Here is an 18,918-nt window from a genome sequence, read left to right as displayed (position 1 = left end):
TATATGCCATACGCGCTCAGATCGTCTCGAGAAGAAGTGTTGCCGCACTTCTTCTCATTTTTTGTCTTATGAATGCAATAAAAAACCCCCTCTGCTTTCGCGAAGCAAGAAGGGGTGAGAGCGATCACGAAAATGAACTTCTCTGCACGTCCTTCTCATCTTCGGAAATAATCCTCTGAAATTGGCACCGTACGCATAGCGTCGGTTGCCGAGACATCGTAGGGTCAGTCCCTCCGCCTCTCTTGATAAGAAGTCTAGATTAAATTGTTATGGCTTATAATAAGTGGCTACTTCTTAATTGTCAAGAAAATTCACTAACTTTTCTAACAATTATTCTTCAGAAGCCGTTTCTTCTGTTACTAATTTTAGAGGAACTGGAATGGTATCTTCCACGTCATTCCCTTGAAGAACATCCATTGCAGCTTGTACAGCAAGGGATCCAATCTTCTCAGGCTGCTGTGCCACTGTAGCTGATAACTTTCCGTCTTTGATGCTATTGATCGCATCTTCATTTCCATCAAAACCTACAACAAGCACATCTCTTCCAGAACTTTGAATCGCCTGGTATGCTCCTAGCGCCATTTCATCATTGTGAGCAAATACAGCTTCGATACCAGGATTTCCTTGTAGCAAGTTTTCCATCGTGTTTAGACCTTCTGTTCGATCAAAGTTAGCCGTTTGCTTAGCTACAACGTCTAACTTCTCATCGGCAATGTTGTGAAAACCTGCGCCACGTTCACGAGTGGCAGACGCACCTGGAACGCCTTCTAACTCAGCCACTTTAGCGCCTTCACCAAGCTGCTCCACCAAGAACTTTCCTGCCATCTCGCCACCTTTTTCGTTGTCTGAACTGACGAGTGTTGCAACCTCGCCTTCTTCAGCAGAGCGATCAAGCGTGACTACTGGTATGCCTAAACTGTTTGCAGATTGCACAGCCGTTGAGATTGCAGATGAATCTGTTGGATTGATTAACAAGGCATCGACACCTTGCTGGATCAAATCTTGCACATCGTTGATTTGTTTTGCTGCATCGTTTTGAGCATCAACGACGACGACTTCCATCCCCTGCGCTTTTGCTTCAGCTTCAACGCCGTTTTTCATCGAGACGAAGAACGGGTTATTCAATGTAGAGACCGATAATCCTAACTTAATATCCTCAAGATCTGTTTTCTTATCAGGCTTCGCCCATTCCGGCGGTTGCAGTGAGCACGCTCCTAGTAAAAGAAGTGACAAGCTGAGCAGTAGTGGTAATATCTTCTTCATTGTAACCCTCCTAAGCTGCTTTCTTTCGATCGATTAATACTGCGATGATGATGACGACACCTTTGACGACCATTTGGAAGAAAGATGAAACGCCAAGCAAGTTTAAGCCATTATTCAATGTACCGATAATCAGTGCGCCGATCAGCGTGCCGACAATTAAGCCTCGACCACCTGATAAGCTTGTCCCACCTAGTACGACCGCCGCGATCGCATCTAGTTCGTATGATGTACCTGCAGTTGGCTGTGCAGAGTTTAGGCGTGACGTGAGGATCGCTCCTGCAAGTGCAGATAGTAGCCCAGCAAGAGAATACACCATAATTTTGATGCGAGATACTTTAATACCAGATATGAGTGCTGCTTTCTCATTCCCACCGATCGCATATGTTTTACGACCAAACGGGGTTTTATGAAGAATAACCCATAGAACCGCAAACGACAAAAGCATCGTTATTGCAGGCACTGGAATTCCGAGGAAATACCCTCTTCCAAACAGTTGAAACGCGTAGCTGTCCCCAAGTCCTGTGATTGGATTTCCATCCGTGTAGACGAGCGTTAAACCACGAAACATCGTCATCGTAGCAAGTGTTGCAATAAACGGAGCCATTTTCCCTTTTGTAATTAAAAGACCGTTCACCATTCCCATTACGGCTCCAAGTAGACATCCTATTAGAATTGCGAGAATGGGATCTATTCCAGAGACCATCATACCTGCCATCAAAGCACTAGACAGTGCAAGGATCGATCCGACGGATAAATCAATGCCTCCCGTTAAGATGACAAACGTCATACCATAGGCGATAAGAGCATTGATTGCCACCTGTCTAAGCAGGTTCAGTAAGTTTAGCGGTTCAAGAAAGCTAGGGTTGATTATTGAAACGGTTGCTACAAGTACGAGCAAGCCGACTAGTGGTCCGAGCTTTTGCATGAGATTTCCAACGTGGTTATTAGTAAGTTTACTCATTTACGTGACCTCCTGTTGCCAGTGTCATTATTTTTTCCTGCGATGCTTCTTCTTTTGATACTTCTCCTGCAATCGTCCCTTCGTGCACGACTAGGATACGATCACTCATCCCCATCACTTCAGGAAGTTCGGATGAGACCATCACGATCGCAACTCCCCTGTCAGTCAACTCATTCATCAGCTGGTAGATTTCGCGCTTCGCCCCAACGTCTACCCCTCTCGTTGGTTCATCTAAGATCAGTACTTTTGGTCCGATGCCGATCCACTTTGCGATAACGACCTTCTGCTGGTTTCCTCCTGATAAATTGCCAACGCTCGTCTCTGCTGATTCTGTCTTGATTGTCAATCGCTTGATCAACAGATCAACAAAGTCTTTTTCACTTTTTTCATTAATGATTCCGTTCTTCGTGAAACTAAAAAGACTTGAAAGTGCGATGTTATCTTTTATAGAAAAATCGAGTATGAGTCCTTCTTCTTTTCGATCTTCCGTAATCAATCCCAGTCCTAAATTTACGGCTTGCTCAGGACTTTTTACGGTGACCGGTTGACCGTTCACAAATATTTCTCCTTGATACTTTCCATCGAGTCCAAAGATCGTTCGTACGATCTCCGTTCGTCCTGCTCCCATCAAGCCTGATACCCCAACGATTTCACCTGACTGAACTTTAAAGCTCACGTCTTCGAATACTCCTTTACGAGTAAGGTTTTTAACTTCGAGTACGGTATCGCCTACGTTCACTTCACGAGTAGGAAAGCGATCAGTCAATTCACGTCCAACCATTTTTCGAACAACATCGTCGAAGTTCGTTTCCGGGATCGGGGTCGTATCTACCGTTTGACCATCACGCATCACTGTGATGGTATCGCATATCGTAAAGATTTCTTCCATTCGATGCGAGATATAGACGATCGACACACCAGCTTTTTTCAGAGAACGGATAACTGTAAATAGCTTTTCGATTTCTCGATCGGTTAATGCCGCAGTTGGTTCATCCATTATAATGACCTTTGCATCAGTCATAAGCGCTTTTGCGATCTCGATCATTTGCTGTTCACCAACTGAGCAGTGACCGGCCTCCTTGGAGAGTGGAATTGAAATCGACAGTTTATCGAACTGCTCCTTCGCAATCGCTTTCATTTTTTTCGTGCGAATAATTCCTAAAGATGTAACCGGTTCCTTATTGATGAATAAGTTCTCGAGCACCGTTAATTCCGGCCATATGTTGAGCTCTTGATGGATAAAAGCAATTCCAAATTCCTCAGCTTCCTTTGGATTTGAAAACACTTTTTCTTTTCCATCGATATGGATGGTACCCTGATCCTTTGAGTGAAGTCCTGTTAAAATGTTCATGAGCGTTGACTTTCCTGCTCCATTTTCACCCATCAAGGCATGAACTTCACCATCTTTAATCGTTATGTCCACACCTTCTAGCACCTTGTTGTTCCCAAACGCTTTATGAATACTGCTCATTTTGACCTGCATGTTATCACCCCTTTTTAAAAGATTACTCCTGCATGGAGAATGCAGTTGGCAAACGGCGTAACTTCTCCTGTTCGAATTACAGCTTTTGCCCTATTGGTCTGTTCCTTCAAAGATTCGTGAGATGTGTAATCAACCTCTTCAAAGAGAGACGACATCTCATCATACACGCGCTCGTTACGTTTCACTTCATCAGCGAGCGTTACTTTTTCAACGACCATTTCTTCTTTCAATAGTTGTACAACATCAAGAAAAGAGGGCACTCCTTCTTTTAAAGACAGGTCGATCTTCTGGACATGATTCGGTACTGGTAGTCCTGCATCTGCCACAACGATGGTATCTGTGTGACCGAGGTCAGCGAGTAGTTTTGTGATGTGACTGTTTAACATTCCATTTCGCTTCATTCTGATAGCCTCCGTTCTACTTCTTCACGAGTAGGCATTCCGCCCTGTGCTCCAAATCCTGTTACAGAAAGGGATGCAGCACGATTTGCGAATCGAATACTTTCTTGCATCTCTTTTGATTCGGCAACCGCAACACCGAACGCTGCGTTGAACGTATCTCCAGCCCCAGTCGTATCAACGACTTCAACCTTAAACGAAGGAACAAGAACTTCTTTTTCCCCATCAAAATAGCGAACCCCTTGCTCTCCCTCTGTAATCAATACCTTGTTTGGGAATGCTTTTAGAGCTTCTTTTGGAGGTAGTCCGTTAAATAACACGGCGGATTCATGTTCATTCGGTGTAAGATATGTTGCTAAATCCACTACTTCTTTTGAGATCTCTCTTGCTGGTGCTGGGTTTAGCAACAAAGGAACGTTCATCTCGCTGCAACGTTTTGCTGCATAAGCTACCGTTTCTTCTGGAACTTCTTGTTGAATCATCACGAGGTGACACGTTTGTAGGAAGGAACTCATTCGTTCAACATAATCAGGTGTGACGTAATCGTTCGCACCCTTCACGACTACGATACTGTTATCACCTTCTGCTAGGATGATGTGAGCTGTTCCAGATTCCATACCTGTAACCGGTTCCACATACTCGGTACGAACCCCATTCTTTTTAAAATTTGCTATGATCTCCTCACCGTATGAATCATCTCCAACGCGCCCGATCATATAGACTTCTGCACCAAGTCGGGCAGCTGCAACAGCCTGGTTAGCACCTTTTCCACCTGGTACAGTTTTAAACGATTCACCGAGTACCGTTTCACCAGCGCCTGGGCGCTTTTTGGAAGTTACGACGAGGTCCATTGAAGAACTGCCGATAACGGCGATTTTTGCTTTATTCATACCCTTTCATCCCTTTCGCGTTGTGTTTCGTTCGATTAGTTCTACTGGAAGTTGAATCGAACGTTCGACTTCCTGCTCTTTTCTTATTATATTGATCAATAGTTTAGCTGCCTGTTTTCCCATTTCATACGCTGGCTGTCTGATAGTCGAGAGTGTTGGATACGAAAGACTGCTTTGAGGAATATCATCATAACCGATAATCTGCACGTCTTCAGGAATTCGTTTCCCTAATCTTAACGCTTCATGAAGAATCGCAATTCCAACAATATCGTTACTCGCGATAACAGCATCTGTATCGGCATATTTATCAAAAAGCTCTTCTGCCCATCCTCTTGCATCTTCGAAAGAGTAGGACGTTGTCGACATAACTGAAAAATCGACCTCTTCTTGACTAAGATACTCGATCGCCCCGCGAAACCGATCTTGGGCTGGCTTGATATGAGAAGGTCCCTTCATTACGGTGATACGTTTTGCTCCCTTTTCTACTAAAGCTTTTGCCGCAATACGACCGCCTTCTCTTCCATCCGCATAAACAGCAGGGTAGTCCTCTGAAGTCCGGTCTAACAAAACTAAAGGAAGAGCTAGTGCTTCATAAAGCTCGTGATCAAGATAATTCGTTGCAGAAATCATTCCAACGACATTATTCTGCGCAAATGTTTGTATATAATCTAATTCTTTTTGTATACTTTCATCGCTATTACCAAGTAATAACCGATACCCTTCACGGTTCACTTCATCCTCCACACCTCTTGCTAGCTGTGGGAAAAATGGATTCGTTATATCAGGAAGCAGCAACCCGATCAATCTGGATTCGCGTTTATAGAGAGAACGTGCCACTTCATTCGGGCTATATTTCAATTTCGTGATCGCTTTCATCACTTTTTCTCTCGTTTCAGACCCCACGTATCCATTATCATTTAATACACGGGAAACCGTTGCGACTGAAACGCCCGCTTCTTGTGCAACATCTTTGATCGTAACCACGTTCTTCACTCCCTGATCCCTTTATGTGTAACCGGTTACACATAAAGTAACATATTATTGGAACCGCTTGCAATCTTTTTTTACCTTTTTCTCTAAGTTGTTACAAGCTGACTACACTTATACGCTCTTCATTACCATCACGTCTTCAGTTAACTTCATATAACCGTCTCTTGCAAACTCTTCTGGTAAAAATGCTGTTGTAATGCTCAATGTGTTAGCTCCACGACGAGAACTTTCTAGCTCAATTGACGACATCACGTCTTCGAATACGTCCATCAAGTCATCACGTAAAGACATTGCAATAACCTCGGCATAGTTTGTATCCTCTCTGATGGCAACTCCTGCGTATCCTCCTCGTTCGCCGTTCATTCTATATTCGATTCCATAGTCAAAGTTTACTGAACTGTAGTACTGTCTCATCATTTCAATTTCTGCATCTGAAGTATGACGATTATAGCTACGCTCTAAACCTTCCCATTTATCGAATTGAAATCCTTCCTCAACATGAGAGGACAACACTTCGTTTTGCTTTGTTGTTATCCCATCTAAATTTGTTCCAACTATCGGTGAGGTATGTATTGTCTCAAACCCTTTGGATAAGAAAAAGTCGATGGGTTTTTTCCACTGACTACGAAAACGCTGCGCGAATTTTTTCGCCCCAAATTCTTCACTTATAGCAAATCCGTAGACACAATCATATAACTCGTTCTGAATATCACCTTCATACCCTTCGAGTACCCACGGATAACCAAGCGAGACAAACTCACGGCTTCCAGTAAAACTCATATACCCAACTAACGTATCGCCATCAAAAGCGAATGCACGAGACTTCGGATGAAATTGCTCCTGAGTGACAAACTGACTGGGTGAAATCGTTGGCTTCCATGCATAAGGAAGATCTGAAGTTACTTTTTTCCAAAAATCATACTGCAACGTTAAATCTTCAGGGCCTTCGTAATAGCGGTATCTTATACTCAACAGGTTCACTCTCCTCATTAACATGATTCATAATAACTTCCACAAACATACAAGCGTCTTTGACTATAGATTGTTCTTATCCATCCGGTCTTTTATATCTTCTAACAAACCATTTTGTTTTTGCAGCTGATTTGTAATCTTCTCTGATGCGTTCGTAATGGTTTTGGTAATGGACCATAAGAAGATAATCATCACGATGAGTATCCCTAAACCTTCCATACTTTCCACCTATTTTCTGTTGAATATTTGCTAATCCCTACTACCAAGTATTTCAAAAGGCTGTCCTGACCGCAATAGCAATTGTGTATTATAGCTTTCACATAGAAAAATCCCGCCCAATTGCATTGGACGGGATTTCTATTTAGTTACGTTTTTTAGCGTGAAACGGCCACCAAACGCCATTGTTGAATGACACGGTAACAGCTGGAATGAGTAATGGCAGAACTATGAGACCATATAACAATAATCCAGTGATTACAATGGTAGCAATCTGCACTAGACTCAATACTCCTGAAGGAATCATCGCTGCAAACGTCCCAGCTAGAATAATCGCAGCTGTAATAATAACGGTACCCATCTTAGACATCGATACTTTAATCGCATCTACAACAGATAAGCCGTTTGCTGATTCTTCACGGAATCGATCTAATAGAAAGATCGAATAGTCGACACCCAGTGCGATCAGCATCACGAATCCAAAGAACGGTACAGCCCAGCTAATTCCGTCGTAGCCAAGTCCATTCACAAAAATCCATTCTGCAACTGCCACTGATGTAAAGTAGGTGAGTAAAAGCGAACCAATCATATAGAGCGGCATGATAAAGGATCTAAAGATAATCGCTAATGCTACAAATAAACTGATTAACATGATCGTTACCGTTTGGGTAAAATCGCTGTTAGAAATGTCGCTCAAATCACGGTTAATACTCGATACACCGCCTATCGCAACCTCAGCACCTTCTAGCGGCGTTTCCTTGATCACGCGATCCGTCGTTTCTGAAATACGATCAACCGTATCGATCGCTTCTGGTGAGTAAGGGTTATCCGATAAGATGACTTCTATCTTCGTTCCCGTTTCCTCACCAAATGCGTATCGGTCGATCACTTGTGCAAACTCCTCGTTTTCGAGAGTGCCTTCTGGAATATATAACCCCGTATCACGAATCGTTTGGCTCTCACTCATTCCCTGAAGCTGATTGCCAGCAGTGTGTAACCCTTCAGAAATTTGATTTAATCCTTCTAAAGGATTTTGTTGCGGCGCGTTAGGCGGCGTCTGCGCTTGGGCAGATTGATTTAGCCCTTGTACAGCACCGTCCAATCCATCAGCTGCCTGGTTTACGCCTTCTGCAACTCTACCAATCTGGTAATCTGCATAAAGCTCATCGATGACCTCACCTGCAGGTCTTGTGATCGAACGGACGCTATCCACTCCTTCAATCTTTACAAGTTCAGCACTAAGTTTCTCTACATAAGGAACAGCGTTCTCTGTCACTAGTTTTTCATCATTAGAAAGTAAAACTTGTACTGGCAATGAATCTCCTTGACCGAACCCATCTTCAATAGCCCGCAGGCCCTTAACAGACTCATAGCTATTTCCTACTTCATCAACTGTATTGAACGATAAGGCATCATCGTATGTGAACAATAGTGGAACTGTGATGACTCCAACGACAACCATCGAAAGAAGTGGGCGATTAACAGAAAGCTTACTCATCCATCCCCAAAGCTTGCTATCGTTATGGGATACAGATTTCTTTGATGGCCAGAATAGTTTTTCTTTTAGCGTTGCCATGAAGAATGGCATAACGGTGCTCAGTACAAGAAGCAAGACTGCAATCCCTACTGCTACCGCTACCGCTGACTTAAAGATAGGAAAGTCTGCAAATCCGATCGCAAAGAACCCGATAAACACAGCGAGACCACTTATATAGAGTGTTCTTCCAGCTGTTTTGTAAGTGCGGACGATCGCATCGTTGATCGGCTGTCCTGCTCCAAGTTCTTCTTTAAACCTGCTCAGTAGCAAGATACAGTAATCTGTCCCTATTCCAAAGAGAATGGCGACAAGGAAAATTTGCGTGTAGTTCGATACAGGAAAACCGAACCAATCGATAAAAAATGCTACGATCGACTGACTCAGCAAATACGTAATCCCAACAGCCATAAGTGGGATGATCGGTGTCACAAGTGACCGGAATACAGCTAGAAGTAATGCAAAGATAAGAACGACTGTAATGATTTCCGTCCGTTTTAACCCTTCCTGTGCACTCAAGTTCACATCATGATTGATGATCGCTTCTCCAGTGAGGTAAACAGACTCTTGCTCTTTTACAATATCTGCTCTTATCGTATCAGCGAGCTCGACCACATCTTCTTGTGAGCCATCGACAGTGATGGGAACGAGAACAGTTCTTTTGTCTTCTGAAACCAGCTGTGCTTCAAGTTCTTCACTTCCAAAAGGTGCCAAAACAGAACTGATCGGATCCCCTAGATCTTGAATTTCTTTTACAGTAGATGAAATCTCTTCCCTTAAGGAGTCATCTATCGTTTTCTCAAACGAATACACTAACGAAATGGTTTCCTCTCCCGCTCCTGCATCATTCAGAATTTCAGCCGCTCGTATTGAGGCAGCATCATCAGGGAGCTGAAACGTTCCCGCTTCTTCTGCCTGCTTTGTTAAATTTGGAGCTAAAACATACAATAGAACCGTAACGATTAACAGTCCGATCGTAATGGGCCATCTCAATTTGATGATCGCATTCATCCTCTTTCCCCCTCTAACTTCAATATCGACTTAATCTTTCGGAACATAATTAAGAAATTGTCTAGCTCCTCATCTTTTACATGGTTTGCGAACAGATCATGAATGTAGGCGTACACAGCTTGATCTGATTCTTTCAAAACTTCTGTACCTTTTTCAGTTAAATCAACGAGTTTCGTTCGCTGATCTTGTTCTGACTTAACGATTTTGATCAATGCTTTTTCTTCAAGTTTCTTCAAACGATTCGAAATTGCACTCTTATGTACCCCTTGAAGTTCAGCTATGACACCTGCAGTTAGAGCACCGTTTTTACTTATAAGCTTAAGTACTTGGATCTGCTCGAGGGAGTACTCTTGCCAAACGTCGGCTTCGACATTTTTCAAAACCCTTTCAGTTCCAAACACCATCACATCTTCAAAGAGTTCAACTGCTTCTATTAATCGATCATCCAATTTAGTTCACCCCCTAAACTACATTACTCTATATAGTTTAGGGGGTGAACTATATGAATGTCAAGTGCTTTCATTTTTGGAAAAAAGGAAATCTCTTGTATCTATCGCACTCTTATTGACCACTCTAGCAATGACGCATACTTTAGGAGAAGATGTAATGAATTTATTCCTTGTTGCCCTTGTCTTTCTATTCGCCATCTTGAAAGGGGATTGGAAGAACTGGGAGTCATACTATCCATCAATGTTGTATATTTCCTTAGCTTCGTTCTTATATGAATTTATTTCTCATAGTCATTTTCACCTTTGGGAACTTCACAAAGATCATTTCTTTAATTTGATGAACGTTCACTTCGTCCATAACTTGATCATTAATCCATTGGTAGCATTTGTGTTCTTATCTCATTATCCATCAGGTATCAAAAAACAAGTACTTTATACACTCAAATGGATTGTAATCTTTGGACTGATCGAATGGATCGGTACAAAGATGGATGTTATTTCATATCACAACGGTTGGCATTTCGGATGGTCGATCCTATTTGTGATGGTAATGTTCCCAATGGTCCGTCTTCATCATATTCATAAGCTAGCAGCGCTAGTACTTTCTTGTATCGTGACATTTCTATACTTGTTAACCTTTAACTACCTGTAAATGAAAATGAGAGCTTTCCAGGTATCGGAAAGCTCTCATCTATATTGCTCAAATTCATACGCATTTAGCTATGATCAGTTATTTTTCTATTACCACTGCATTATCAATTGAGGTTATCAGACGCTTTTCAATATCCGAAGCAATTTCGCTTAGCGTTTCATTCTCAACTAAAGAGATTAAGGCTGTTGGTCTTGGCATTCCTACTGAAGTTTCACCTTCTTCTTCGAAAACAACAATTTTACAAGGCAAGAAGTAACCAACCTTTTTGTTCTCATTAAGTACACGTTCAGCTTCCTTTGGATTACAAACCTCAAGAACTCGATAAGGTGTGTTGTAATCCATTCCTTTTTCCTGAAGTTTACTTTTTAAATCAAAATCCCACAAGATACCAAATCCATCTTCTTTAAGTGTTTTTTCAAGGTTTTGAACCACCTCATCAATCCCTAAAGAGGTTTTTATTGAGTAATCATAATTCAAACTAAGCATCTCCTTTCTCAAATTAAAACTAACTGCGCCTAGTTAACTCCACAACTTAAATTCTCCCCCCTTTCTATGCAGATATTGTGCATTTAGCTAATAAAATTACAAAATAGATATAATATGGAACAGAAAACTTTAGCACAGCTCTACATGTTTTAAAAACAAGATGACGATCTTCCGTTTAAAAAATCTACCTGCCACTTAAACTTTATAAACACTGTACTGACTACACAGAAATCGTTGTAAAATAAAACGCGAACCTTAATGCTTAAGGTTCACGTTCTTTTGTAAATTTTTTTATTTAACCGGGATCCAAATTTCTGAATAGTAATCTTCGTTATTCGGGTTCCCTTCCGCATACACTTCGAGCTCTGGCCCACCAGCATTTTCGTACCCGTTCGATGGGAACCATTCTGAATAAATTTTCTTCCAGGCATTCTGCATTGCGTGAGGCATCGCACCGTGAACACTAAAAATCGCCCATCGACTCTTCGGTATGTGAAGAGTCTCCATAATCTCTGCACTGTTTCCTTCATGTGAAACAGCAATCCAATACTCCATTTGTTCGGACTTTTGATCGTTTTTGCTCACACAAATCCCCAGCATTCCTTTGATGGGACCATCATTTTTCTTTAAAAGAGATTGATCGGTACCATTTGAGTTCACTTCTTCCCACATTTTTGGTATAAGTGTGAGATTCTCTCCGTTTACACAAGACATGTCTTTCTTCATACCAACAACTTGAAACGCGTCTTTTTCAACAATATCGTACTGCATTGGTTCCGCTCCTTTCAGACTCACCTGGATAACCAGGCGGTTATAAGCTGTTATCTTTCCGGTCACTTTTCGTGCTTCACTTGGAGACACCCCATGCTGTTTACGAAAGGCTTTTGAGAAAGACTCGGGAGTATCGTAGCCGTACTTATAAGCGAGGTCGATGATCTTAACGTCACTACTTTTTAATTCCTGAGCGACCAACGTTAACCTTCTTCTACGCAAATATTCTGCTAACGTGGTCCCGGTTAAAATCGTGAAGGCTCGTTGAAAATGAAATGGAGAGAGATACGCAGCTGCAGCTATATCTCGTACCGTTATCTCTTCCAACAAATGATCCTCCATAAAATCAATAGCTTTTTGCATCGACTCGATTAACGTCACATCACTCACTCCCTTACTCACACTTTAGCAATACCTTATCATAAAAACCTGTCATTCCATGCTTTGAAATGACAGGTTTAATAGAAGTGTTTTATTCTTTTTTTAACAACCGCATGCTGTTTAAAATGACGAGTAACGCAGCACCTGTGTCACTTAACACTGCCATCCACAGGGTTAAGAAACCAGGGAAAATGAGCAGGAGCGCCGCCACTTTCGTCACTAATGAAAACCAAATATTTTGCTTAATAATCTTCAGTGCTCTGCGGCTCAAATTTATCGTATAAGGGAGTTTCTCCAAATTATCGGCCATCAAAACGATGTCAGCTGTTTCCATCGCCGTGTCTGTTCCAGCGCCGCCCATCGCAATACCTAGATCGGATGTCGCAAGAGCAGGGGCATCATTGATGCCATCTCCTACCATCGCAACACGTTTCCCTTCATTTTGCAGTGCTTTAATGGATGTTACTTTTCCTTCAGGCAGTAATTCTGCAAAATACCGATCGACTCCGGTTTCGCTTGCAATTTTCTTAGCTGTGCCAGAATTATCCCCCGTTAGCATAACCATTTCTTCCAAACCGACTTCTTTTAACTTCTGTATCGAACGAACGGTGATGTCACGAATCGTATCCGCTACAGCAATCACACCTAAAACGTCCGTTTCGTTTCCAACTACAACAAGCGTGTTGCCATCTCTTTGTAACGTTTCGATATCATAGTCACCCAACAAAACGTTCATTTCAGCGAATAACTTCGGATTACCCGCAAAATAATCGATTCCGTTAATCGTCGCTTGTGCGCCTTTTCCTGGAATAGCTTTAAAAGAAGTCCCCTCTTTAATCGATATATCTCGCTCTTTTGCATACGTAATGATTGCCTGAGCAATGGGATGAGTGGAATGTTCTTCGATCGTTCTTGCGATACTGAGAAGCTCTTCAGTATTTGCGTCATGCGAAAGAACCTGCGTCACTTTTGGTTTTCCTTCTGTAAGAGTCCCCGTCTTATCAAATGCCATCGCTTTAATCGCTCCGGCTTTTTCTAGGAACGTGCCTCCCTTGATCAAGACACCGTTATTCGCTGCGTTCCCAATTGCAGATACGATTGCAACGGGTGTAGAGATAACGAGAGCACATGGACAAGCTACGACTAACAACGCGAGGCCTTTATAGAGCCATTCTCCCCACGCTCCAAATCCTAGTAATGGTGGAACGACCATGACGAGGAGAGCGAGTATAAACACGATCGGGGTATAGACTTTTGCAAAGCGATCAACGAATGCTTGAGTTGGCGCTTTTTTCTCTTGTGCCTCTTCTACTAGGTGGACAATCTTCGCTATCGTAGTATCTTCAACGTATTTTGTTACGCGTACCTCAAGAGAGCCGCTCTCATTAACGGTACCTGCATATACCGTATCGCCCTTCTGTTTGTCGACAGGTAACGACTCACCTGTTATCGCAGCTTGATTAATACTAGATGTGCCAGTTAATACTTCACCATCAAGAGGGATCTTGTCACCTGGTTTCACGATGATCACATCGTTGATGTTCACATCCTCAACCGGTTTTCGGATGTGCTGATCACCTATTTTAACCGTTGCTTCAGAAGGTGATAGGTTGATGAGGCTCCGTATCGAATCTCTTGTACGCTCGATCGACCTGTTTTGCAATTTGTTTCCTAGTGCAAAGAGCCAGACGACTGTTGCTCCTTCGAACCATTCACCGATTAGTGCTGCTCCAATTGCTGCTGAAGCCATGAGAACGTTCATATCGAGTGAACCACTTTTAATCGCATAATAAGCACTTTTTGCAGGCTTGTACCCTCCGATGATGATGGCAACTGCGTAAAGCGCTGCGATTAAGTCATCATTCAGACTCGTAAATGACCCTATAAATCCAAGAGCGAGAAAGATTCCAGATAGTGTTGTAACAGGAACGTTTCTTTTCTTCTCCTGTTCTTCCCCACGTGAAGATTGCAGCGAAGCTGTAAAACCTGCGCGTTCAACTTCTTTTATTATCTCTTTTTGATTTGTCGTGTGATCGACCTGCATGTTGCCTGTAGAGAAGTTTACCTTTACTTCATGTACCTTCGGATTTTTCGCGAGGTGTTTTTCGATCGTCATTGCACAAGAACCACAGTCCATCCCTTCTACCTTGTAGGTCTGCATATTTTTCGGTTTATGCAATGGTTCTGCTTCAAAACCGAGTTTGCGAACATGGCTCGGGATCTCATGATAAATAGAAGAAGACTCGGCACCTACAGCCATTTTTCCTGTACCATATGAAACTTGAACAGTACGAATTCCTTTTGTCTTTCGTAACCCTTTTTCAATCGTGAGGGCACAGGAAGGACAGTCCATGCCGATCACCTTGTACTGTACGGTATCTTGCTCTTTTTGATTCTGAACTTCATTCTCAACTGAATCACTGCAGCTCGATACCGCATCAGCTTCTTTACTTTTCTCATTTGAACAGCATGTCGACAAGGAAGGACTGTCGTTATTGGAAGAACAACAACTCGGTTCAGTTAGCTCAATAACGTCTGAATCACCTGAACAACAGCTTGAATGGGTTTTTCGCTCACTCATCTCTCCACCTCCAATACAAAAGCCATCTAAGAATGCTTAGCATGTAGCATCGCAATCGAAACCAACTGATGCACATGATCATCTGCTAAAGAGTAGAATACTAGCTTTCCTTCTTTCCGGTATTTGGCCAACTTCATGTTTCTTAGTAACCGTAAGTGATGAGATGCCGTGGCTGTCGTAGAACCAATAATATTTGCCACATCGCACACACAAAGCTCTTTTTCTAACGTTAGGGCATATGCAATCTTCATTCTCGTAGCATCTGATAGTGCTTTAAAAATCAGCTCGACTCCTACAACCTTTTCAATTTCAGGCTGCACTCGTTGAACGAGTTCTTCATCATAACAAAATGTATCGCACGTCTCTTTATTTCGCTTCAGTACCTTTTCACTCATCTTCGTCACCTTCATTCAAATGATTGTTTGAGTATTTGTTTATAGTTTAGTATTTTCCTCATTTGAAAGCAATAGAAAAACGCTTGAATACGTGTTCAAGCGTTTCTTTTAAATAGAGGAGTTACCCACAAATCTCTGGTGGATCACTTCTCATACACTCATTCTGTAAAAAGGTGTTATTCTTATCCTCTTCTTTTACATCAAAAGGACTATTCCTAAACAACGTATCTCTGCTCAAGAAATTGTGATTTGCTTCTTTATCAAGTAAAACACCGTTTCTCTTGTTTAATGAAATTGTGTTATGTTCTACGTTATGAAAATTTGCTTTAATCAACACGCCGCTTTCAGAGTTGAATCGAATGGTATTCCCTGCAACGTGATCACCTTCATTTTCAAGTCTTACACCGTTTAACCCATTCGATAAAAGAGTGTTTGCTATGATAGCTCCAGAGCCAAGCCCCGCAATTTCATAAACACCATCATGATTATTTCCTCTTATTTCATTGTTGTATAAAAAGTTAAAACCAGCGTTATCCACAATCCCATTCATACCGTTAGAAAAGAAGCGGTTTTGAGTTACAGTGCTACCGACCGTGGTATTCCCTTCAAAGTTTACTCCATTTCCACCATTGGCATAGACACTGTTATCAACGATCCATGTGTTCATCGCTTTAATTCGTATACCATCATCACTTGCATGAGCGATCTCGTTTTTCCATATAAGCGTAGAAAACGCAAGGGAAAGCTCAATACCGCTTCCACTAGTAATGTTCTTAATCTCATTTTCAACGAGCGAAACGCCAATGCCCTTCACGTAGATTCCGGCATCAGTATAATTAACAATCTTGAATCCTTGTATGAGTAGAATACTAGATGATAGGTCGAATCCAACTTTCAATTTGTTTCTACCATCTAGGGTTACGTGGTTCCCTTGTGCGATGATTCGGATACCAGATTTTGAGATTGGCACCGACACTTCTTCATGATACACCCCGTTGTCTACTACAATCGTACTGCCTGGCGAAGCAGCAGTTACGGCCGAAGATATCGTTTCATAGTCCTCCGGTACATGGATCAAATCGTTTTTCGAGTTGTGTTCTTCTTTTGGGTTGGAAATGTGGTTTAGATGATTTTGGAGGAACGTGTTTTTAGGATTTTCAACAACGAGGTCACTCTTTCGATTACCTTTAAAGTGGTTGCGATAAACAAGGTTTCTCGTAGCACTTTTATTTACTACAAGTCCGTTCATATTCTCAATCAATTTATTCAATTCGATAACGTTTAGCTTACCATCTACATCGACACCAAATATCTCATTCCCTATGAAGTCGTTGTCTAGCACGACATTGCCTGTTGTTTTTATCGCTTGACCGTTCATCTTATTGTTTTCAACTTTGTTTTCTAAAGAAATCGAGCCACCAAGACTGGAAGGCTGTTCGATTCCGTCTTTCTGGTTTTCACTAATCTCGTTATCATAGATAAGATTAAATCCTTCATCTTCTAGAATTCCGCTCGCTCTATTATGCTGAATGATGTTCCCAACGATGTGATTTCCTACCGTTTGTAGGCGAATTCCATTCCCGCTCTGGCGGATCGCATTATCAACGACCCAAACGTTTTTTGATTGAAGGTTAATTCCATTTTGATACGCATTTGAGATGATATTCTTCCAGATCAAGTTAGAAAATGTTCCTTGATCTAATTGGATTCCGTGCCCTTTTCTTACTCCATGAATCGTATTCTCGATCAGTTTAACACCGTATACACCTTTTACTTCAATCGCTGCTTTCACGTAATCTTCTATTATAAATCCCTTTATTTCTACGTTATTCGCCATCAACATAAATCCATTTTTCAGCTTCCCTTGTCCATTCAGCATCACCTTGTCTCCATTTGCGATAAAACGAAGGGAAGGTTTATCAGAAGGGACAGTGATACTCTCATGATACGTACCGTTCGAAACGAGGATCACATCACCAGACTTCGCTTTTCTTACAGCTTTCGTAATCGTTGAAAAGTCTTTTGGTACATGTAACGTTCTTTGAGCCGTTTGTCCGTTCGGTTGTGATGATGCACCAGAGCCGTCCGCCATCATCTTTACTAGCTCTGAATGGTAATCTTTCACACTATTCTTCCACTCTTCCAATAGTTTTTGTAAACCTAAAGGTAGATTCTCACTCCCTGACATTCGTGTTCCACACCTTCTTTCAAATTTCGGTTACGCGCCTTATAAGTTATTCTTACTCGATAGAGGCAAATAGCACTTATAGCATGTGTATTACCGATGGGACTCGAATGCTTGTGTGCAGGCCTAAGAATCCGTTAATTCATAAAAAAAGAGCCCGTCCACTTTTATTTGGACAGACTCTTCACGCTTGATCATTATGAATCCAAAAACGTCTTTCCGTTCAACTCATCTAATGAGGAGATGAAATGAAGCAACAGCTCTCCACAGTTAGATAGATCTGTTAAATCCACCACTTCATGTGGTGAGTGCGTATAGCGTGATGGGATCGACAGTGCTCCAGTCGACACTCCTTCACCCGTCATATGAATTGCACCTGCATCCGTTCCAATCCCCATAAAAATCTCTTCCTGATATGGAATTTCTTTTTCTTGAGCAACTTTCACAAGGAGATTACTTATTAGTGGATGAGAAATCAGTGACTTATCAGCTAGTTTCACACACGGACCACCTCCTACTACTCTAGTTCCGGTCATGATGACATCATTGGTATCGCTAGAAGGGGTCGTATCGATGGCTAATGCGAAATCAGGCTTAATACTAGATGCTACTACAGAGGCGCCCCTTAATCCGACTTCCTCTTGAACGGTAAAAGCCATATAGAGATCTCCATGTTCAAGTGAATCCTTACTCAACCGTTGAATGAGGTCGATTAATAAAGCTGATCCAGCTCTGTCATCCAACGCTTTCCCCATAACTTTTGGAAACTCCTCAGTTCCTATCTTCTTTAATTCAGTTCCATAGCTAATCGGTTGACCAACTTTTATCCCCATTTTGATCGCTTCTTCGTCATTTAATGCCCCAACGTCAATATAGAGCTCTCTATGATTACTAACGCGATTAGGATTGTCCCACTTCACATAATGGGCAGAGATTGTACCGATGACACCGTGGACCGGACCGTTAGAAGACTTTATCATCACAGGTTGAGATAATAGAATACGGTCATCAAACCCTCCAACTTGTTCAAATCGGATCAAGCCATTTTGTTCGATCTTCTTCACTACGAATCCAATCTCATCTGAATGTGCAGCAATTAAAAGGGAGGGGAAATTAGCATTCGTACCATTTATTTTCACGATCAGATTACCTAATGAATCTACGTTGTATTCATCCACATAATCCTTGACTAAGGATAAGATTTTCCTTTGAACATCTTGTTCGTACCCCGATGGACCGATCGTGTCACATAATTCTTTCAGCAATGTAAACATAGAAATTCTCCTTATCCTCTATCTTC

Annotated in this window: 17 protein-coding genes and 1 riboswitch; of the genes, 1 reads left to right on the top strand and 16 read right to left on the bottom strand. The window is 41.9% G+C overall.

Annotation, left to right across the window (positions count from 1 at the left end):
- Positions 1 to 152: 152 nt before the first annotated feature.
- Positions 153 to 252: riboswitch (SAM riboswitch) on the bottom strand.
- A 78-nt stretch (positions 253 to 330) separates the two neighbouring features.
- From rbsB to ACXADT_RS08205, 10 genes are all read right to left on the bottom strand, one after another.
- Complete coding sequence (rbsB, locus tag ACXADT_RS08250; protein ID WP_474810741.1) at positions 331 to 1,263, bottom strand: ribose ABC transporter substrate-binding protein RbsB; 933 nt, start codon at positions 1,261 to 1,263, stop codon at positions 331 to 333.
- A gap of 10 nt (positions 1,264 to 1,273) precedes the next feature.
- On the bottom strand, positions 1,274 to 2,224 hold the full coding sequence (gene rbsC, locus ACXADT_RS08245; RefSeq protein WP_270179745.1) for a ribose ABC transporter permease RbsC: 951 nt from the start codon (positions 2,222 to 2,224) through the stop codon (positions 1,274 to 1,276).
- Positions 2,217 to 3,707: a sugar ABC transporter ATP-binding protein gene (locus tag ACXADT_RS08240; RefSeq protein WP_474834189.1), complete on the bottom strand. Its 1,491-nt coding sequence runs from the start codon at positions 3,705 to 3,707 to the stop codon at positions 2,217 to 2,219. The genes rbsC and ACXADT_RS08240 overlap by 8 nt, the downstream gene beginning before the upstream one ends.
- A 14-nt stretch (positions 3,708 to 3,721) precedes the next feature.
- Positions 3,722 to 4,108, bottom strand: a complete 387-nt coding sequence (gene rbsD / locus ACXADT_RS08235) for a D-ribose pyranase (protein WP_270179747.1) — start codon at positions 4,106 to 4,108, stop codon at positions 3,722 to 3,724.
- On the bottom strand, positions 4,105 to 4,995 hold the full coding sequence (gene rbsK / locus ACXADT_RS08230; RefSeq protein ID WP_474834187.1) for a ribokinase: 891 nt from the start codon (positions 4,993 to 4,995) through the stop codon (positions 4,105 to 4,107). Before rbsK ends, rbsD begins: the two co-directional genes overlap by 4 nt.
- Before the next feature lie 6 nt (positions 4,996 to 5,001).
- Positions 5,002 to 5,979, bottom strand: a complete 978-nt coding sequence (locus tag ACXADT_RS08225; protein ID WP_474834185.1) for a LacI family DNA-binding transcriptional regulator — start codon at positions 5,977 to 5,979, stop codon at positions 5,002 to 5,004.
- Positions 5,980 to 6,096: 117 nt separating this feature from the next.
- The gene (locus tag ACXADT_RS08220; RefSeq protein ID WP_474834183.1) at positions 6,097 to 6,957 is read right to left on the bottom strand and encodes a hypothetical protein; all 861 of its coding nucleotides are present in this window, start codon (positions 6,955 to 6,957) and stop codon (positions 6,097 to 6,099) included.
- Positions 6,958 to 7,020: 63 nt separating this feature from the next.
- Complete coding sequence (locus tag ACXADT_RS08215; protein WP_474834181.1) at positions 7,021 to 7,176, bottom strand: hypothetical protein; 156 nt, start codon at positions 7,174 to 7,176, stop codon at positions 7,021 to 7,023.
- A 142-nt stretch (positions 7,177 to 7,318) separates the two neighbouring features.
- A complete protein-coding gene (locus tag ACXADT_RS08210; RefSeq protein WP_474834179.1) occupies positions 7,319 to 9,718 on the bottom strand; it encodes an MMPL family transporter in 2,400 nt (799 codons plus the stop codon).
- Positions 9,715 to 10,167, bottom strand: a complete 453-nt coding sequence (locus tag ACXADT_RS08205) for a MarR family winged helix-turn-helix transcriptional regulator (RefSeq protein WP_474810735.1) — start codon at positions 10,165 to 10,167, stop codon at positions 9,715 to 9,717. Before ACXADT_RS08205 ends, ACXADT_RS08210 begins: the two co-directional genes overlap by 4 nt.
- A 157-nt stretch (positions 10,168 to 10,324) precedes the next feature.
- Between ACXADT_RS08205 and ACXADT_RS08200 the strand changes: the two genes are divergently transcribed.
- Positions 10,325 to 10,819, top strand: a complete 495-nt coding sequence (locus tag ACXADT_RS08200; RefSeq protein WP_474834177.1) for a CBO0543 family protein — start codon at positions 10,325 to 10,327, stop codon at positions 10,817 to 10,819.
- 78 nt (positions 10,820 to 10,897) lie between these two features.
- Here the strand turns inward: ACXADT_RS08200 and ACXADT_RS08195 are convergent, their stop codons facing one another.
- The 6 genes from ACXADT_RS08195 to ACXADT_RS08170 form a co-directional block, all read right to left on the bottom strand.
- Positions 10,898 to 11,296, bottom strand: coding sequence for a DUF302 domain-containing protein (locus tag ACXADT_RS08195; RefSeq protein WP_474834175.1), 399 nt, complete (start codon positions 11,294 to 11,296; stop codon positions 10,898 to 10,900).
- A gap of 300 nt (positions 11,297 to 11,596) precedes the next feature.
- Complete coding sequence (locus tag ACXADT_RS08190) at positions 11,597 to 12,457, bottom strand: AraC family transcriptional regulator (protein WP_474834173.1); 861 nt, start codon at positions 12,455 to 12,457, stop codon at positions 11,597 to 11,599.
- A gap of 91 nt (positions 12,458 to 12,548) precedes the next feature.
- Positions 12,549 to 15,038: a heavy metal translocating P-type ATPase gene (locus tag ACXADT_RS08185; RefSeq protein ID WP_474834171.1), complete on the bottom strand. Its 2,490-nt coding sequence runs from the start codon at positions 15,036 to 15,038 to the stop codon at positions 12,549 to 12,551.
- 26 nt (positions 15,039 to 15,064) lie between these two features.
- On the bottom strand, positions 15,065 to 15,433 hold the full coding sequence (locus ACXADT_RS08180) for an ArsR/SmtB family transcription factor (RefSeq protein WP_474834169.1): 369 nt from the start codon (positions 15,431 to 15,433) through the stop codon (positions 15,065 to 15,067).
- Positions 15,434 to 15,554: 121 nt separating this feature from the next.
- A complete protein-coding gene (locus ACXADT_RS08175) occupies positions 15,555 to 17,621 on the bottom strand; it encodes a right-handed parallel beta-helix repeat-containing protein (protein WP_474834167.1) in 2,067 nt (688 codons plus the stop codon).
- A 194-nt stretch (positions 17,622 to 17,815) separates the two neighbouring features.
- Entirely contained in the window at positions 17,816 to 18,892 is a 1,077-nt protein-coding gene (locus ACXADT_RS08170) for a M42 family metallopeptidase (protein ID WP_474834165.1), read from the bottom strand.
- Between the last annotated feature and the right edge of the window lie 26 nt (positions 18,893 to 18,918).

The organism is Anaerobacillus sp. ABR4_321 (genome assembly GCF_056158505.1).
The sequence above is the reverse complement of the archived record's forward strand: the minus strand, read 5'-3'. Positions and strand labels throughout refer to the sequence as shown.

Coding starts and splice junctions, on each gene's coding strand:
- ACXADT_RS08210 (WP_474834179.1), bottom strand. CDS start 9,718: ATGAATGCGATCATCAAATTGAGATGGCCCATTACGATCGGACTGTTA.
- ACXADT_RS08180 (WP_474834169.1), bottom strand. CDS start 15,433: ATGAGTGAAAAGGTACTGAAGCGAAATAAAGAGACGTGCGATACATTT.
- ACXADT_RS08185 (WP_474834171.1), bottom strand. CDS start 15,038: ATGAGTGAGCGAAAAACCCATTCAAGCTGTTGTTCAGGTGATTCAGAC.
- ACXADT_RS08175 (WP_474834167.1), bottom strand. CDS start 17,621: ATGTCAGGGAGTGAGAATCTACCTTTAGGTTTACAAAAACTATTGGAA.
- rbsD (WP_270179747.1), bottom strand. CDS start 4,108: ATGAAGCGAAATGGAATGTTAAACAGTCACATCACAAAACTACTCGCT.
- rbsB (WP_474810741.1), bottom strand. CDS start 1,263: ATGAAGAAGATATTACCACTACTGCTCAGCTTGTCACTTCTTTTACTA.
- rbsK (WP_474834187.1), bottom strand. CDS start 4,995: ATGAATAAAGCAAAAATCGCCGTTATCGGCAGTTCTTCAATGGACCTC.
- rbsC (WP_270179745.1), bottom strand. CDS start 2,224: ATGAGTAAACTTACTAATAACCACGTTGGAAATCTCATGCAAAAGCTC.
- ACXADT_RS08240 (WP_474834189.1), bottom strand. CDS start 3,707: ATGCAGGTCAAAATGAGCAGTATTCATAAAGCGTTTGGGAACAACAAG.
- ACXADT_RS08170 (WP_474834165.1), bottom strand. CDS start 18,892: ATGTTTACATTGCTGAAAGAATTATGTGACACGATCGGTCCATCGGGG.
- ACXADT_RS08215 (WP_474834181.1), bottom strand. CDS start 7,176: ATGGAAGGTTTAGGGATACTCATCGTGATGATTATCTTCTTATGGTCC.
- ACXADT_RS08200 (WP_474834177.1), top strand. CDS start 10,325: ATGAATTTATTCCTTGTTGCCCTTGTCTTTCTATTCGCCATCTTGAAA.